Here is a 15379-nt window from a genome sequence, read left to right as displayed (position 1 = left end):
GATTCCTGCTTAAAAAGCCGAGTGAATTTTCTATATTTAATTCTGTTCTTCTTTAAAGAAAGCCTGTCTGAGCTGACCCAATAACAGATCACTTACCTTGTCGTCTTGAATCTTAATCTGTTGCTTTAATTTTTCAGCTTTTGGTGGGTCTTCCGGAACGATAATTTCTTCTCCAACTTGATCGGCATATGAAATAGGCCGAGCGTTTGCCGTGACCAGATTGGATGAAGCGGAATATTCGACATGCCAAAGCTGAGTAGAAAGCGCCATGATGTATTGATATTCATCCGTATCTGGCTGAAAATGTTTATAAAATTGTAAATCTTGCAACGCTTCTAAACGATCCCCTGGGGCAGTGGAGGAAGGATTTTGCCATTCGGTAATGATCGGGTGAAGCTTATGTTGCATCAAATGGTAATCAAGCCAGTCACCAAGCAGGCTGTGGTCAATATCTGCAACATAATCGCTGTCTTGCTGGATCAACTGTTGCAGGCGTTGCAATACGCTCACTTCTTGCTGTTGAAGCGCGTAACGTGCTTCAATGTTCAGTTGTTCCAATTCGTTAATTGGCACATCTAGAAAACGTTGTTGCTGTTCAAAAGCCTCTACAATATTGCTTTGATGGACATTATTCCATTGTTGCAAGGCATGAATTTCCAACTGTTGAATTTCTTTAAATGCTTTGCTTTTGTAGTGACTGAGTTTAATACGCTGGATATTTTGCTGATTAAATTCAATTCGTTGTTTGATGTATTCAACATACGCACCAGTTTGCTTTGGGCTGACTGGTTGGATGACATCCACCAATAACAACTGCTGTTGTTGATTATGTTTGAGCCAGTCTTGAATCAGTTGAACATCTTTTACGGGTCGAGAAAAAAATTGATTTAAGCGTGGAATGGTTTTTTCCGGCATGATGAAATGCAACACGCCATAAGCCATGATTACGAAACAGACCACCACTAGAATCATTTTTTTCATATTATAAAATATTTTTCTGTGCTTTCTATTTGTACATATTATAGGAAAAACGAGAAGTAGATAACGTTTTTTAATAAATACATCAATTATATACAGGGAAAATAGAAAATAGCGCAGTACCCATAATGTCGAGCTTAAAAGGCTTATCCATTCTTTCCTTTAAACTCGCTATCTCTAATTTTTAGATGATTTATAGTTTTCGTTTAGAACAATTGGCTTTTGCTGGGTTATTTCAAGCCAAAGAATTTGGATTCCCTTTCAGCAGTACAGAAATAACATCTAAAGTTGCATATCTTATCAGCAGGGATTGGGTATAGATTGAAAGTATCTATTTTGCACGCTGATGGTTTTAGATGAACCTTATTGAACATGAACCGCACTTTTGGGAACTCTACCAAGACAATATCCATTATTATCTCAGCATTGCCGTCGACATGAGTTCAGTGGTGTCCTGCTGGGACCTGGTATTAACGCAGGATGAAATCCTGGCTTATAAACAGCAGGGTCGAAAGAGTATTGAGGAACTGGCAAAATCCATGGTTGCTTCTGCATATAAGGGTGATTTTTCTGCTATGGAAAGCCGTCTAGCCTCGTCTAAAGAAAAACAGGCGATACAGGCCGCTTTCAAACAATGGCATGCACAGTAAGATTCATGAATCGATAAGGATGAACCTCATCGCTAAGATGGAAAACTCACCCTTAACAATTATCTTCACTCTATAAATCTCAGTAAAAATTTTAGCTAAACTCGACATTTTTAATTTGTATCAGTTGCCTGAATCCCGGCTTTGCGAGATTGGCTATGCCTTGCTGTTATTTATAGCCGTACAAGGGATTTTTTCAAATAGGCTCCAACTAAGAAATAATCATTTTACAGCCGGCAACCCTTGTACTGCTGAATGGCAAGTGCATCTAAAGTGATCAAATCCGATACAAATCCCCTCATTTTGATGATTTATTGTTCGATATAGTGGAGCTGTGGCTCCTCCAACAAGAGTCTTCTCAGTATGTGTAATATGGAGAACATCAATATGACAAATACAATGAAAGCCGCGGTGGTTACGGCATTTAACCAGCCGCTGCAAATACAAGAGCTGGAAATTCCGAAAATCAGTCCAGGCAAAGTACTGGTAAAAATTATTGCAACAGGTGTTTGTCATACCGATCTGCATGCCATGCATGGGGATTGGCCGGTAAAGCCGACTTTACCTTTTGTTCCCGGTCATGAAGGCGTGGGTGAAGTCATTGAAGTTGGTGAGGGGATAGAACATTTAAAGGTGGGTGATATTGTTGGTGTTCCGTGGCTGTATTCTGCATGTGGTCATTGTGATCATTGCTATGCTGGCTGGGAAACCTTGTGCAAGAAACAGCAAAATTCGGGTTATTCAGTGAATGGCAGTTTTGCTGAATATTGCCTGGCAGATGGTGACTACGTTGGTGTAATTCCGGAAGGTGTTGATCTGCTGGAAATCGCCCCGATTCTGTGTGCTGGCGTGACAGTCTATAAAGGTTTGAAAATGACGGAGGCCAAAACCGGGGACTGGGTGGCTATTTCCGGGATTGGTGGCCTAGGCCATGTGGCAATTCAGTATGCCAAGACCATGGGTTTTAATGTGGTGGCAATTGATGTGGATGATTCTAAACTGGAACTGGCTAAAAACTTGGGTGCTGATGTAGCCATTAATGCCCGGAACGTGGACGTCAAGGAAGAAGTCATGAAAGCCACGGGTGAGGGTTGCCACGGGGTTTTGGTGACCGCAGTATCACCAAAGGCATTTGAACAGGCGGTGGCGATTGTTCGTCGTGGTGGCACGATGGTTTTAAACGGTTTGCCAGCAGGAACCTTTGACTTGTCGATTTTTAATATGGTGCTGGAAGGGATTACGGTGCGCGGTTCGATTGTCGGAACGCGTCTGGACTTGAAAGAAGCACTGGATATTGCAGCGCGCGGCAAGGTTAAGGCGCATATCCATGTTGAACCGCTTGAAAATATTAACGATATTTTTGAACGTATGGAGCAGGGTAAAATTGATGGCCGTATCGTAATTGATATGAGACTTTAATCTTCAATTTAAACAGACCAATTCTGCAGGACCCTGAATTGGTCTTTATTTTTAGAGGCTTTATTTACAGGAGAATTAACTTTCCTGATTGGATTCATTTCGCCCTGAATTATTCTGACCTTCAGGAATCATCATGCCGGCCAGTTTAATCATTTCCATCTGGATCGTACCCATCTGTTGTTCAATTTTCTTGAAATCGACCTGAGTCAAGTCAAGCTCGCCATTTAAAAACGGCGTAGCCAGTACTTGCTGATTGGCCTGCATCAAATTTTGACGAATGGAATCAATTTCCTGACTTTTCAGGTTCAGGCTGCTGAGTGCCTGGTCAAAACCTTTTAACTGGGTTTTTAAAGATTCTGCGGTGCTTTGTAATTGCTGCTGGTCATGATTGGAAACCGCTGCTTCTAAATCCGTTTGGGTCTGTTTGAGCTGTTCAATATAGTTACCGGTTTTCAATTGCATATCGGCAACATCACGGACGATATAAAACATGTTGCCGCTTTTCAGTTCGGCTGTAGCTGAAGGTTCTGTAGCAGACTGGGTAGAGACCTGTTCGAAGACTTCGCTGGAAGGTGACGTTTCATTTTCTGTTGCATCCAGTTTATTGGCCTGTTCACAACCAATCAACAAAAGGCCCGCACTAAACATCACAAAAGGAGAAACCGCATTTTGGATGAATTTTTTCATATCTCTTTCATTTCAGCTTCAATCAATACCTCACAATATGGGGACAAAATGTGGAGAAAAAACTGATTGTTGCAAAGCAATAACAAATATTTTAAATATCAGCGGATAGGTGATTAAAAAAGAGCGCCGCAGCGCTCTTCAGATTTAGACAATTTACTCAAATCAATTTGACATAATTTTCACAATACTGTGATTAAGCGTGTTAATCAGGACATAGTCTCCATTAACGCGAATCCAGCGCTGATTTTTGCCCGGTTTGCTCAGATTTTTATAACGCTTATGATCAATGGTGTAGCCTTGACCATAATAATGTGAAGGCAGGGCCTGGCCTGCTTTCCAGTCGCGGGATGGTTTTAAAACCCGGTCCTGTACCATGTCATGATGACGCTGTTCAGCGTGTTGCTGGCCATGTGTATTACCCGGATGCATATTTTGGGCATGATTGTTATTTTCGTGGGCATGAGAAGATGGCGCAGCGATTGCTGCAGGTGTTACGAGCACGGCAGTGGTTAAAGCAAAGAGTCCAGCGTGTACTAGTTTTTTCATGGATTTACCTATATTTAAAATAGCGATCTGCCAGTATTTTTATTTCACCTCTAAGTTAAAGAGAAAACGTGAATAATCTATTGTATAAATGTAACTTGCCAGCTGCTCTGAAGCACGGATGACATGGAATTCTCCGAATCCCTCCCTTGACTTGAGTCTGCCAATTTCTCTTTGCTTGCTGATCAGGAATTTTTTAAAGGGGTAGGGCAATCGGTTTTCATTATCCGTAAGTAGCTTGTTTTTTCTGGTGATGATTTTGACTGGCATCTCATATGGGGTAGCTTATTTCACCCGTGTGATGATAAAAACTGGGGATAGAAGGTGATAGAAATGGCCTGACCTTCGTCCGGTTCTGGGCCATGTTTAACCGATTTCATGGCTGGACGGTTCTTTGAAAAGTAAAATAATTATATAAAAAATAAAGCCGGCTTCAGCTTGAATTAAACAAGATGAGCCGGCCGGTCTAGAACATGCTTTTATTTGGCAAGTTCAGCATTAACCGCATCAACAATACGCGGATCATCGGCTGTGATGTCGGGGGCAAAGCGTGCAACCACTTCACCTTTTTTATTGATCAGGAATTTTTCGAAGTTCCATAACACTTCAGGCGGCTCATTTGGAGTCAGGCCATAATCGACCAGGTCTTTCCACCAAGGCCCTTCGCCGATACGTTCAGGAATGGCCTGGGTCAGGGTTTGATAAAGCGGGTGCTTGTCTTCCCCTGCGACGGAAATTTTAGAAAATAGTGGAAAATCCACCTGATAATTCACAGAGCAGAACTCCTGGATTTCTGCATCTGAACCCGGTTCCTGCGCTAGGAAGTTATTGGCCGGAAAACCTAAAATCTCTAGTCCCTGGTCTTGCTTTTCTTTATACAGTTTTTGCAGACCTTCATATTGTGGGGTTAAACCGCATTTAGATGCGACATTCACCAACAGCAAAACTTTGCCTGTATATTGATTTAAGGTGATGTCCTGTCCGGCAATGGTCTTGACGGGAATGTCATAAACAGATTGGCTCATAGAAAGTCCTTGAATATTTAAACTTGAATGACTGCTTTGTTTTAAAGCTTATTGGGTCAATCGACAAGTCTTTATTGATATCTCATCAGAAATCTTTTATGCCGGACAAAGAAAAACAGGCCAATTGACCTGTTTTTATCATGCAATGCATTATTGTGCGGTTTTGACTTTATTTTCCAAGGCCTGCATGTCGGCGACCAGTTCTTTTTGCAATTGCATCGCTCGGTTTCGCAGTTCATCAATTTTTTTCATATCCGGTTTTTCCGCTATGCTTTCTTCGGAAAGTTCGATACCCAGATTATTGGACTCTTTGATTTTTTCCCGCACTTTGTCTAGCTCGGTACTTTTCAGGGCTAAAGCATCCAGGTCTCGGTTAAAGTTGGCAATATAGGTTTTCATTTCTGCAACGGTCGTGCGTAGACTGGCTTTATCGCCTTTTTGCGCAGCCTGATTGGCTTTATCCTGTAAGTCTAAGGCCTCTTTGGAGCGATTGTTGGAGAGCGTCTGGATTTCGATTAAATCATTTTTAATATCTTTGAGATTGTTTGTACTCAGCGCTACGGTGGCAGGTGGTGGAGTTGCAGGGGAGGAAGTTGTGGCTGCTGACGATGCGGGTGCTTCATTGGGTTTTTTATCACAGGCTGTTAATGCCAGAGCGGCAACACAGAGTGAAGCCAGTAATGGTGTTTTCATATCGCATCCTTATAGATCCAATGACAACATCAGATCTAACTATTTAAAAAAATTAAAAACATTAAAGACGTGAAGAAATATATTCTAGAGACACCTTTCAATAGCGTGCTGTCATCAAAATGGCATAGGACTCTAGCCCGTGACTAGGGCATTTTTGTTGTGAAGCTGCTGCAAATTGCAAAGCAGGTGATTTAAGTTCATATAAGGATTAGATATCACGCAGTTGTGCAGGTGTCTGTTCGGTATATCGTTTAAAAAACTCAATAAAGCTGGAACTGTGCTGATAACCCAGCTCATAGGCCAGTTTCTTCACTGTCTTGCCTTGGCGAATTTGAGCGATCGCATATAAAATTTTGGCCCGATTGCGCCATTCGGATAAGCTCAATTGCAATTCTTGCTGGCTCAGGCGCAGTAAATGCCGTTCGCTCATCGGCAAGCCGTTAAGAAGCTGCTGCAAACTCTTTTGAAATAGCTGTGGATCGGCTAATTGCTGCAATAGCGGCTTAAGCAAAACATGGTTGGTTTGCGGTAAATAGTGATCATATGCTGTTGCAGTTTTGAGTTGATCCATCAGTACCAGTAATAAATGCTGATAATGCAGTGTGGTTATCCCCTGTTGTTTTTGCTCTAGGATTTCATGCACCAAATGCCGCAGAAAGGGGCGAATACTTAAGGTTTTGGTATCGGGGGCGAAATGCCGACATAAACAGGGATGGACCCGAATACAGACATAGTGGGTGATTTGTTCATCCAGTGCGATAGAGGTATGAGCTGTTTGTGGCGGAAGCCAGAGACCATAGTTCGGTGGCGACAGATAAATCTGTCCTTCAATTTCATATTCCAAAATACCATTCAAACTAAAATTGAAATCACCCCATAATGAACTGTGTGGCGCAATAACTTCATCTTTCTGATAAAAGAAATCATCCACTTCTATATAGTTTTGAATCTGCTTAAGCATTTGAATGTCCTTGATTTTTATGTCTGCGTCTATTCATGCCTGAAAGAGCTTGGCTACCATTTCAATTGCCATCACCCCATTCTTCAGTGTCCTGAGCGCAGTATTAATGTCTGAAATTCGATATTCTAATTATTTCAGACTTCAGTAAAAATAAAAATTGAACATTCAGGCATGGTACAGGGCATGACACAGCAACACAAAACAGTCTGGTGGGCATTCACTTTGCCATTACTCGCCGTTTTAATCTGGTCCATGAATATTACCGTAACACGCTATGTGGCGGACTATATTTCACCTGTCAGTATCAGCTTCTATCGCTGGCTGGTGGCTTTTTTGGTCTTAACCCCATTTATGCTGGGCAAGGTCTGGCGTGAACGGCAGCTGGTTTTGGCGCACTGGAAACAGCTGGCGGTACTGGGGGCTTTTGGCATGGTGCTGTATCAGGGTCTGGGTTATAGCGCAGCGCATTATACTACCGCCACCAATATGGGTATTATTAATGCCTTTATCCCGGTATTTACCATCTTTGTGTCCATGCTCATGCTGAAGGACATTCCCAACCGTTTTGCCGTTGTAGGCAGCATGCTGTCTTTTGCCGGTTTGCTCTATGTCATGGCACAAGGGAATTTCAGCCAACTTGTGCAGTCCGGGGGACATCTGGGTGATGTGATGATGGTGCTGGCGGTGTTTTTTTATGCCTTTTATGGGGTTTTTCTGAAAAAGTGGCAACTGCAGATTCCCTTGCTGATTAGCCTGTATGTACAGATTATTTTTGCCCTGCTTTACCATTTGCCCTTCGTTTTATACTTGGGGCTGGATGCAATTGATCAACACAATGTAAGCAGTGTGCTGTATGCCGGTATTTTCCCCTCTTTAATTGCACCACTGGTGTGGATGCTGGCGGTACAGATAATCGGGCCGAATCGTACCAGTATTTTTATGAATTTAATGCCGGTCTGTACGGCCATTATTGCCAAACTTTGGTTGGGTGAAGCATGGACGATTTACCACAGTATTGGAGGACTGGTCATTTTATCGGGCATTTTATTGGCTCAGAAAAAAGAGAGCATCCTTAAAACGGCCAAGTTAAATACATAAGGGTTAAATAATGGATTAAAAAACAGACAAACGAATTGGTTTTTAACAATTATTTTTTATGGAAATAAAGTCTGAGTAATGAGTATAAAAAGCATTTTAAATGGATGTTTTGCTAAAAGATAATTAAAAAATAGTGAGATAATTTAAATTGTTAATAAAAAATGATAACTATTTGATAGTTTTTAACTGTCTTTTTAGATAAATAATATATTTGTATAAAGAAATCAGTTAATACATAATATTTATATCGTGAATGTTTAAGTTATTCTTAACAATCTTTAAACCTTCACAATCAGATTCACAGACCCTCTGGATGTGATTTATACACATCCTTTTTATGCTCAACCGTCCCTATATGGTTGAGCTTTTTTTTGCCTGAAAATAATGTTCAGCACGCATCATACCAAAATGACCCGCATTAAGCGCGGATCACTTCACCTGTTTCAGCATCCATAATACGGCTAGGTTCTTTGCTCAAACCCAAATCGCCATTTAAATAATCCAGCTGACTGGAAAAATACTGGCTGGCTTCCTGAAGGGAGCGGGCAGGGCTTCCCCCTGCAGGATTGGCACTGGTCGAAACAATAAACCCGTTAAAGGCATTGCAGAGCGCAACGCATAAGGGATGTGTGGTGACCCGTACCGCTACTTTGGGATGGTTGCCTTTAATCCATGCCGGAATATGGTTGCCTGCAGGTAACAGCCATGTGGTTGCACGTTCAGTAGGAGAGCGATGGCTCCAGGAATCAATGACCTGTTGGTGCATTTCTGCGGTCAGCGGTTTTAACAGAGGTTCGACTTGTGCAATTTGCGCTGCCAGTAAAATTACCCCTTTTTCAATGGGACGTTGCTTTAAGCGTAAAATTTCCAAGAATGCTTGTTCGTTAAAAGGATCACAGCCTAAGCCCCAAACTGCCTCTGTAGGATATGCTAAAACATGTCCCTGTTTTAAACATTGAGCAGCTTCGGCAACAGAGGTGGTAATCATCAGATTTTTTTCCCTTCACATTTGTTAAAGCGCTATTGTGAACCTTATTTGTCGGGACGACAACGTAGATATAAGCCTGCTTGCTGGGTACACAAGCCAAGTAATTCCAGTTCCATCAATTGGCTGGTCAGTGTGGCAACGTCTAATTGTAGATGAGTAACCAGCTCATCCAGATGTTGTCCGATCCAGTCTAGCTGATTATACAAAGTGCTTAAATGCGCTGGCAGTTCGGGCTGGGCATCCAAAGGTGCGAGTTTACTGGTCTGTTCACGATGCTGTTGAGCTTGCCATTGTGTCGGCAGGGCCAGATCTTCAATCACCTGTTCAGGATGATCGACTAAAATGCCACCTTCACGAATCAGTTGATGGCAACCTTGATGATGCTCGCTATAAATATGTCCAGGAATGGCAAACACCAATTTTCCCTGTTCCGCTGCCAGTTTTGCTGTAATCAGTGAACCACTTTTTAAAGTGGCTTCGGCAACAATGACCCCTAGGCTTAAGGCACTGACAATACGGTTGCGCCGTGGAAAATGGTGCTGTAAGGGAGGGGTTCCAGGTAAAAATTCGGTAATCACCGTGCCAGCCTGAGCAAGAATCTGCTGTCGCAAAGACTGATGTTGTGTCGGATAGGTTTGATCCAGGCCGGTACCCATCACGGCAATGGTGCGATTGTGCTGCAAAGCCCCTTGATGGGCGGCTTCATCAATGCCTTGTGCCAAGCCACTGCCAATATAAAAGCCCTTTTCACTGAGGTAATAGGCAAAGTCATAGGCCACTTGCCGTCCGTGATTGCTGGGTTTACGGCTACCGACAATGGCAATTTGCGGTTGCAACAGGGCTTGGGCATCGCCCTGACCAAACAGGATCGGCGGTTTATCGGCATAGGGCAGCAGCTGTTGCGGGTAATGTGCATCATCCTGCAACAGCACAAAATCACTCTGTTTCTGGATCAGATCAATACAATGCTGAAATTGCCGCTGCGATTCAGGAAGATGAAAATCTCGCAGCCGCTGAATATGGTTTTTATGAATGCCAAGCTTTTGCCAGGTTTCGATTTGATCGGGCTGTGCTGCCTCGACCAGATGGCTGTAGTATTCCTGAATTTTATAAAAGCTGGTGAGCGAGTGTTGTACCAGAAACCATAGCCGAATGTAATCCAGCTGCAAAGAGCTTAATGAACTGAGCATAACGAGACCTTGAAAGATGTCTTCTTTTTATTGTTTAAGTTATTGTTTAAAAAATAAAATGAGGCTGAATCTCAGCCTCATTTTATTTTGATTGAAGGATTATTCATCCATCAGTGGTGGTTGAATGCCAGCACCGACTTTAATCGGCAATTCGCTATCCAGTACATAGGCATAACTCAGGTTATCAAAGCTCTTAAATACCATGATATTGCCAATGCGCTGTCCAGGGAGCTGAATACGCTCTTTGGTTTTCGGGTCAGTCACGACTTCGCCTTTCTGGGTAACGGTCAAGACTTGTCCGGCTTGAACCCCTTGCAAGCTACCACGGTCAATCGTCACCACACTGTGTTTTGCAGCGGTGCCAATCGAACCCATCACGCGAACCACTTGCCCACCGGCAGCAACATCTTCAGCATTGGTCGGGTAGAACAAGGTTGGCAGCATTGGATCGTATTCAGGCAGTACACGGTCACCACGACGAACTTCAGCATTATAGGTATCTGTCAGTTCAAGCGTAGTAATGTCATTTTCACCACGGACGGCAACACCAGATGCCACCTGAATCAATTCAAGGCCGGCATTGTATTTTTTGCCTTTAGCATCGGTAAACATATACGGTTCACCTTCACGGTAAACGGCATAGCGTTGACCCACTTCCAGACCATTGCCGCGTGCATAAACGGTTTGACCTTGAGCCGCCAGAACACGTTGATCCGCCGTGCCTAAAATGTATGGCGTACCAGTGATGGATTCAGGTGCCACAATCGTGCTGCGTTCTAGCCACTGCTTGATGTATTCCAGTGGAATGACCGGAATGGCATTGTTTAATGATTCCACCCGAACCTGAGGCTGTAACTTGGTGCCACCGGTATAACGACGGATAATCCCTTCACAGCCATCACCTTCATCTTTACCGATGATCGGTTTGCCATTATAGGTACACATGAGCAGGCGGTCGCCCGGGAAAATCCAGTGTGGATTTTTCACGTGTTTATTGCTGGCCCAGATTTCAGGCCAACGTACCGGATTCTTCAAAAATCTTTTGGAAATATCCCATAAAGTATCGCCTTTTTTCACCACATACACTTGTGGTGCTCCGGCTTTTAATGCAGGTGGATTGATATTGCGGGCAGGTGCTGCTTCAGCAACGCTGACCATGCCGGCCCCAACACTTACACATACGGCAAGTGCCAATAATTGTTTTTTAAACCCCAAGGCACTAAAAGTTGGCATGCCCTTCAAAACCTTTTTCATTATCATAATTCCTAAAATTATGTATGTAGTTGCGTTATAATAACGATATTACACACATTTTTTTGATGAAGCATTCCTTCATTTTGTTTTTTGATCAATGGCATAAGTGAGGACACCGTATGGCCTTATTACCTATTTTAAGTTTCCCGGATCCCCGTCTTCGTACCATTGCTAAACCAGTCGAAGAAGTCACTGATGAAATTCGTCAGCTCGCAGCCGATATGTTTGAAACCATGTATGAAGCCCCAGGTATTGGTTTGGCAGCTACACAGGTGGATCGTCATATTCAGCTGATTGTCATGGATTTATCTGAAAATAAAGATCAACCCATGGTATTCATTAACCCCAAAGTTACGCCATTAACTGAAGAAACTCAGCCTTATGAAGAAGGCTGTCTGTCAGTGCCTCAAATATACGATAAAGTTGAGCGTCCGTCACGTGTAAAAATCGAGGCAATTAACCTTGAGGGTCAATCATTTGAGCTGGAAGCGGACGAACTTCTCGCTGTTTGTATTCAACATGAAATGGATCACTTAAATGGTAAATTATTTGTTGATTATTTATCGCCTTTAAAACGTCAACGTGCACGTGAAAAAGTAGAAAAAGTGGTGCGTCAGCGCCAAAAAGAAAAAGTCGCGGTGAAACGCTAATCCATACAACTTCTGGATTAAATAGCTTAAAAAAAAGCCCAATTCAAATTGGGCTTTGTTATACTGGCCTCCGACAAATTTTAGGATTTGCCTGTGCTTTTTCGTAATGGTCTACTGCTATCCTGTATAGCCGTATTTTTACAGATTGCTGTGTTTTTACAGCCTTTGCTGCCGAAGCAATATCAGATTGCTCCGGTCTGTGAAACCATTACGCGTGCATTATTGCAAAAACCTGCTTCACCGCACATTTCCGCATCTACACATGCACATCATCAGTTGCATCAAGATCATCAACAGCAATCTGTAGAACATGATCATCATGATGCCAGTCATCAATGTCAGTATTGTACTGTCTACGGCAATCTGGTTTTGCCGCCAGAGCTTGAAGTCAAAGAAGTTTTAGACCGTATTCAAGTGCGGTTACTGGCATTCCAGAAGACCTTTGGTCATGTCTGGTTTGTTCTACAGCGACTCTTTCTCATTCCTCAAGGCCGAGCCCCGCCAATATTCGCTTAAACCATGTTTTATACGCCGGGTCTTCACTGACTTAGGCACAGTTATATTTATGATTTAAGTGAGAAATAAAATGGCTCAGCCAAAATTCTTTTTACAGCCACTTGCGGCTGCGATTTGTGTTGCCTGTTATTCAGCTTCAGTCTTTGCTGAGCAGCAAATGGCAACAGTGCAAACTTTAGCTCCTATCGTGGTGACTGCTCATCAGGGCAATGATGCCAATGGCTTGATTGTGCATGCCGATCCCAAACAGCCCATCCAGCCGATTCCAGCCAGTGATGGAGCAGACTATCTGCAAAGCATTATGGGATTCAGTTCGATCAAAAATGGCGGCACCAATGGCGATGTGACTTTCCGTGGCATGTTTGGTTCACGGATTAAAATTTTAGCCGATGGTACGGAAAATCTGGGTGCCTGCCCAAACCGTATGGATGCACCGACATCTTATATTTCACCGGAAAGCTATAACCGTATTTCGGTGATCAAAGGACCGCAAACGGTGCAATATGCCAATACCGGTTCGGCTGCGACAGTGATCTTTGAACGTGGTCCGGAAACTGAATTAACGGCTGAAAAAAATTATCGTGGTCAGGCTAGTGTGCTATTCGGTTCTTTTGGTCGCCTGGATCATAACCTTGAAGCTGCTGTTGGCGATGAGCAGAAATACGTTCGTCTGAATGCCAACCGTTCTGTGTCAGATAGCTATAAAGATGGGGATGGCAATACAGTTCCTTCAGACTGGGAGCGTTGGAATGCAGATGTTGCTTTAGGTTGGACACCGGATGAAAATACCTGGGTGGAACTGACGGGTGGCAAGGCTGATGGTGAAGCCGTTTATGCAGGCCGCTCGATGGATGGGTCGAAATTTGCCCGTGAAAGTCTGGGACTTCGTCTCGAAAAGAAAAATGTCACCGATGTGATCAAGAAAATCGAAGCACAAGTGAACTATAGCTTTAATGATCATGTCATGGATAACTTTAGCTTACGTGAATTTAAACCAGATGGCATGATGAATATGCCTATGGCTTCCAACGTGGCACGAGAAACCTTAAATGCCCGTCTGGCTGTTACTCATCAATGGGATAAACTGCAATTCATTACAGGTGTTGACAGTCAAAATAACCAACACTCTAAGCGCAGTGGCAGTTTGATGAAACCCTATCAAGATCAAGCACGTAGCAAAGATATGAAATTCCGCTCATATGGTGCCTTTGGCGAGCTCAGTTATCAACTGAATGAGCAAAATAAATGGGTGGGGGGTGTTCGTGTCGATCAGGTGAATGTCAAAGACTTACGCTCTGAATCTGTAGACAAAGGCTATAACCTGGAATTAGATAAAACATTACCAAGTGCATTTATCCGTCTTGAAAATCAGCATCCAGAACATGATGCCAAAACTTATATTGGTTTAGGTTATGTTGAGCGTATGCCGGATTATTGGGAGCTGTTTAGTACTGCGCATGGTAATCCCGGAACTGTGAACTCATTTAATGGTATCGACACTGAAAAAACCTTGCAGCTTGATTTGGGTTATCAACATGAACATGGCGCAGTCAATTCCTGGGTTTCTGCTTATGCGGGCTTAGTCAATGATTATGTGTTGATGAGTTATCATGTCCATAGTATGCCGGGCATGATGAGTCATGGCAAAACTGCAGGTGCTAAAAATGTCGATGCGACCATTGCTGGTGCAGAAGCCGGAGTGGGCTATCAATTTACCGATCATCTGCAGGCTGATGTCAGTGCGATGTATGCCTGGGGTAAAAACACCACCGACGATAAACCTTTACCGCAAATTGCACCTTTGGAAGGACGGGTAAATCTTCGTTATATTCAAGATAAATACACTTTGGGTGCATTATGGCGAGTGGTTGCAGCACAAAATCGTATCAGTCAAGATCAGGGCAATATCGTAGGTTATGACTTAGCCGAAAGCAGCGGTTTCGCAACCTTGTCGTTGAATGGTACTTACCAAATTCGTGATGGTGTCGATTTGTCTGTAGGTGTAGATAACCTGTTTGATAAAACCTATAGCGAACATTTAAACAAGGCGGGTAGTGCAGGTTTTGGTTTTGCTGCAGATGAGCAATTCAACAATATTGGCCGAAACTATTGGGCACGGGTGAGTATGAAGTTCTAATCTGTCTTTAAATTAAGCTAAAAGCAGGAGTATTCTCCTGCTTTTTTAATTTTTTTAGTTTACAAAATTTATATTTTTCATGAGCTTAAATAAAATTGGTATTTCTAAATAAAATAATGAATATTTTTATTTAAATAATTTAATTATATAAAACATGAGCTTATTAATTTTATGGATTATAAAATAAACACCCGATTCAACTGATTTTAAAAAGGTGTTGCATTGAGGGTGAAATGCTGTAGAATGCACATCCATCGGCGGTGATGAAGATTAAAACTTCTGATAAAACAGCAACTTAGCGCGAAGTGTTAAGGTTGGGTTTTAGAAAGAAAGTTTAAAATAATTTGAATTACTGATTGACACTGGGAATATCTAGTGTAATATAGCCGACCTAGCTTGCTGGTGACGAACCAGGAAGAAGATCATTAAGAGATTATGAAGAACAACTTGTGTGGATTTTTACTGGTTGATTGATCGAAATTATTTTCATTGATTGATGGTAGAAATTACTCGAAGTTTATTTGAGAAATATTTGTCAGAAAATTGATGAGCCAAGATTTGTAGCCATAAGCTACTAATGATTTTAAACTGAA

The 15379-nt window shown here is 42.5% G+C and carries 15 protein-coding genes; 6 read left to right on the top strand and 9 right to left on the bottom strand.

Features of this window, described 5'->3' with window-relative positions:
• Positions 1 to 36 precede the first annotated feature (36 nt).
• Complete coding sequence (locus tag E0H88_RS05995; protein ID WP_131273469.1) at positions 37 to 981, bottom strand: hypothetical protein; 945 nt, start codon at positions 979 to 981, stop codon at positions 37 to 39.
• A 353-nt stretch (positions 982 to 1334) separates the two neighbouring features.
• On the opposite strand from E0H88_RS05995, the gene E0H88_RS05990 reads away from it, so the two are divergent.
• Positions 1335 to 1628 (top strand): hypothetical protein, encoded by a 294-nt coding sequence (locus E0H88_RS05990; RefSeq protein WP_131273468.1) that lies wholly within the window; start codon positions 1335 to 1337, stop codon positions 1626 to 1628.
• Between the two features lie 384 nt (positions 1629 to 2012).
• A complete protein-coding gene (adhP, locus tag E0H88_RS05985; protein ID WP_092820011.1) occupies positions 2013 to 3044 on the top strand; it encodes an alcohol dehydrogenase AdhP in 1032 nt (343 codons plus the stop codon).
• A 75-nt stretch (positions 3045 to 3119) separates the two neighbouring features.
• Here adhP and E0H88_RS05980 read toward each other — a convergent pair whose 3' ends face one another.
• From E0H88_RS05980 to E0H88_RS05960, 5 genes are all read right to left on the bottom strand, one after another.
• Positions 3120 to 3731, bottom strand: a complete 612-nt coding sequence (locus E0H88_RS05980; protein WP_131273467.1) for a PM1805 family lipoprotein — start codon at positions 3729 to 3731, stop codon at positions 3120 to 3122.
• A 162-nt stretch (positions 3732 to 3893) separates the two neighbouring features.
• Positions 3894 to 4277, bottom strand: a complete 384-nt coding sequence (locus E0H88_RS05975) for an RcnB family protein (protein ID WP_252151996.1) — start codon at positions 4275 to 4277, stop codon at positions 3894 to 3896.
• A gap of 476 nt (positions 4278 to 4753) precedes the next feature.
• The gene (locus E0H88_RS05970; protein ID WP_131273466.1) at positions 4754 to 5299 is read right to left on the bottom strand and encodes a glutathione peroxidase; all 546 of its coding nucleotides are present in this window, start codon (positions 5297 to 5299) and stop codon (positions 4754 to 4756) included.
• A gap of 150 nt (positions 5300 to 5449) precedes the next feature.
• The gene (locus E0H88_RS05965; protein WP_131273465.1) at positions 5450 to 5992 is read right to left on the bottom strand and encodes a PM1805 family lipoprotein; all 543 of its coding nucleotides are present in this window, start codon (positions 5990 to 5992) and stop codon (positions 5450 to 5452) included.
• A gap of 208 nt (positions 5993 to 6200) precedes the next feature.
• Positions 6201 to 6953: a helix-turn-helix transcriptional regulator gene (locus tag E0H88_RS05960; protein ID WP_131273464.1), complete on the bottom strand. Its 753-nt coding sequence runs from the start codon at positions 6951 to 6953 to the stop codon at positions 6201 to 6203.
• Positions 6954 to 7136: 183 nt separating this feature from the next.
• Here E0H88_RS05960 and E0H88_RS05955 point away from each other — a divergent pair, with 183 nt between their 5' ends.
• The gene (locus tag E0H88_RS05955; protein ID WP_131273463.1) at positions 7137 to 8051 is read left to right on the top strand and encodes a DMT family transporter; all 915 of its coding nucleotides are present in this window, start codon (positions 7137 to 7139) and stop codon (positions 8049 to 8051) included.
• 418 nt (positions 8052 to 8469) lie between these two features.
• Here the strand turns inward: E0H88_RS05955 and tsaC are convergent, their stop codons facing one another.
• From tsaC to E0H88_RS05940, 3 genes are all read right to left on the bottom strand, one after another.
• Positions 8470 to 9039: an L-threonylcarbamoyladenylate synthase type 1 TsaC gene (gene tsaC / locus E0H88_RS05950; RefSeq protein WP_131273462.1), complete on the bottom strand. Its 570-nt coding sequence runs from the start codon at positions 9037 to 9039 to the stop codon at positions 8470 to 8472.
• Between the two features lie 44 nt (positions 9040 to 9083).
• Positions 9084 to 10229 (bottom strand): DNA-processing protein DprA, encoded by a 1146-nt coding sequence (dprA, locus tag E0H88_RS05945; protein ID WP_131273461.1) that lies wholly within the window; start codon positions 10227 to 10229, stop codon positions 9084 to 9086.
• Positions 10230 to 10328: 99 nt separating this feature from the next.
• Complete coding sequence (locus E0H88_RS05940; protein WP_131273460.1) at positions 10329 to 11483, bottom strand: LysM peptidoglycan-binding domain-containing protein; 1155 nt, start codon at positions 11481 to 11483, stop codon at positions 10329 to 10331.
• Positions 11484 to 11602: 119 nt separating this feature from the next.
• Between E0H88_RS05940 and def the strand changes: the two genes are divergently transcribed.
• The 3 genes from def (at position 11603) to E0H88_RS05925 (ending at position 14786) form a co-directional block, all read left to right on the top strand.
• Positions 11603 to 12133, top strand: coding sequence for a peptide deformylase (gene def / locus E0H88_RS05935; protein WP_092820001.1), 531 nt, complete (start codon positions 11603 to 11605; stop codon positions 12131 to 12133).
• A 93-nt stretch (positions 12134 to 12226) separates the two neighbouring features.
• A complete protein-coding gene (locus E0H88_RS05930; protein WP_131273459.1) occupies positions 12227 to 12649 on the top strand; it encodes a DUF2946 family protein in 423 nt (140 codons plus the stop codon).
• Between the two features lie 70 nt (positions 12650 to 12719).
• Positions 12720 to 14786, top strand: coding sequence for a TonB-dependent copper receptor (locus E0H88_RS05925; protein ID WP_131273458.1), 2067 nt, complete (start codon positions 12720 to 12722; stop codon positions 14784 to 14786).
• The last annotated feature ends 593 nt before the right edge of the window (positions 14787 to 15379 follow it).

The sequence above is a fragment of the Acinetobacter sp. ANC 4216 genome (assembly GCF_004331195.1).
GTDB lineage: Bacteria > Pseudomonadota > Gammaproteobacteria > Pseudomonadales > Moraxellaceae > Acinetobacter > Acinetobacter kookii.
This window is presented reverse-complemented; position numbering and strand designations above follow the sequence as displayed.

Excerpts from the sequence above, each read along its gene's own strand:
- E0H88_RS05990 (WP_131273468.1), top strand. The coding sequence starts at position 1,335 with ATGAACCTTATTGAACATGAACCGCACTTTTGGGAACTCTACCAAGAC.
- tsaC (WP_131273462.1), bottom strand. The coding sequence starts at position 9,039 with ATGATTACCACCTCTGTTGCCGAAGCTGCTCAATGTTTAAAACAGGGA.
- adhP (WP_092820011.1), top strand. The coding sequence starts at position 2,013 with ATGACAAATACAATGAAAGCCGCGGTGGTTACGGCATTTAACCAGCCG.
- E0H88_RS05940 (WP_131273460.1), bottom strand. The coding sequence starts at position 11,483 with ATGAAAAAGGTTTTGAAGGGCATGCCAACTTTTAGTGCCTTGGGGTTT.
- dprA (WP_131273461.1), bottom strand. The coding sequence starts at position 10,229 with ATGCTCAGTTCATTAAGCTCTTTGCAGCTGGATTACATTCGGCTATGG.
- E0H88_RS05995 (WP_131273469.1), bottom strand. The coding sequence starts at position 981 with ATGAAAAAAATGATTCTAGTGGTGGTCTGTTTCGTAATCATGGCTTAT.
- E0H88_RS05960 (WP_131273464.1), bottom strand. The coding sequence starts at position 6,953 with ATGCTTAAGCAGATTCAAAACTATATAGAAGTGGATGATTTCTTTTAT.
- E0H88_RS05965 (WP_131273465.1), bottom strand. The coding sequence starts at position 5,992 with ATGAAAACACCATTACTGGCTTCACTCTGTGTTGCCGCTCTGGCATTA.
- E0H88_RS05980 (WP_131273467.1), bottom strand. The coding sequence starts at position 3,731 with ATGAAAAAATTCATCCAAAATGCGGTTTCTCCTTTTGTGATGTTTAGT.
- E0H88_RS05975 (WP_252151996.1), bottom strand. The coding sequence starts at position 4,277 with ATGAAAAAACTAGTACACGCTGGACTCTTTGCTTTAACCACTGCCGTG.
- E0H88_RS05970 (WP_131273466.1), bottom strand. The coding sequence starts at position 5,299 with ATGAGCCAATCTGTTTATGACATTCCCGTCAAGACCATTGCCGGACAG.
- E0H88_RS05925 (WP_131273458.1), top strand. The coding sequence starts at position 12,720 with ATGGCTCAGCCAAAATTCTTTTTACAGCCACTTGCGGCTGCGATTTGT.
- def (WP_092820001.1), top strand. The coding sequence starts at position 11,603 with ATGGCCTTATTACCTATTTTAAGTTTCCCGGATCCCCGTCTTCGTACC.
- E0H88_RS05955 (WP_131273463.1), top strand. The coding sequence starts at position 7,137 with ATGACACAGCAACACAAAACAGTCTGGTGGGCATTCACTTTGCCATTA.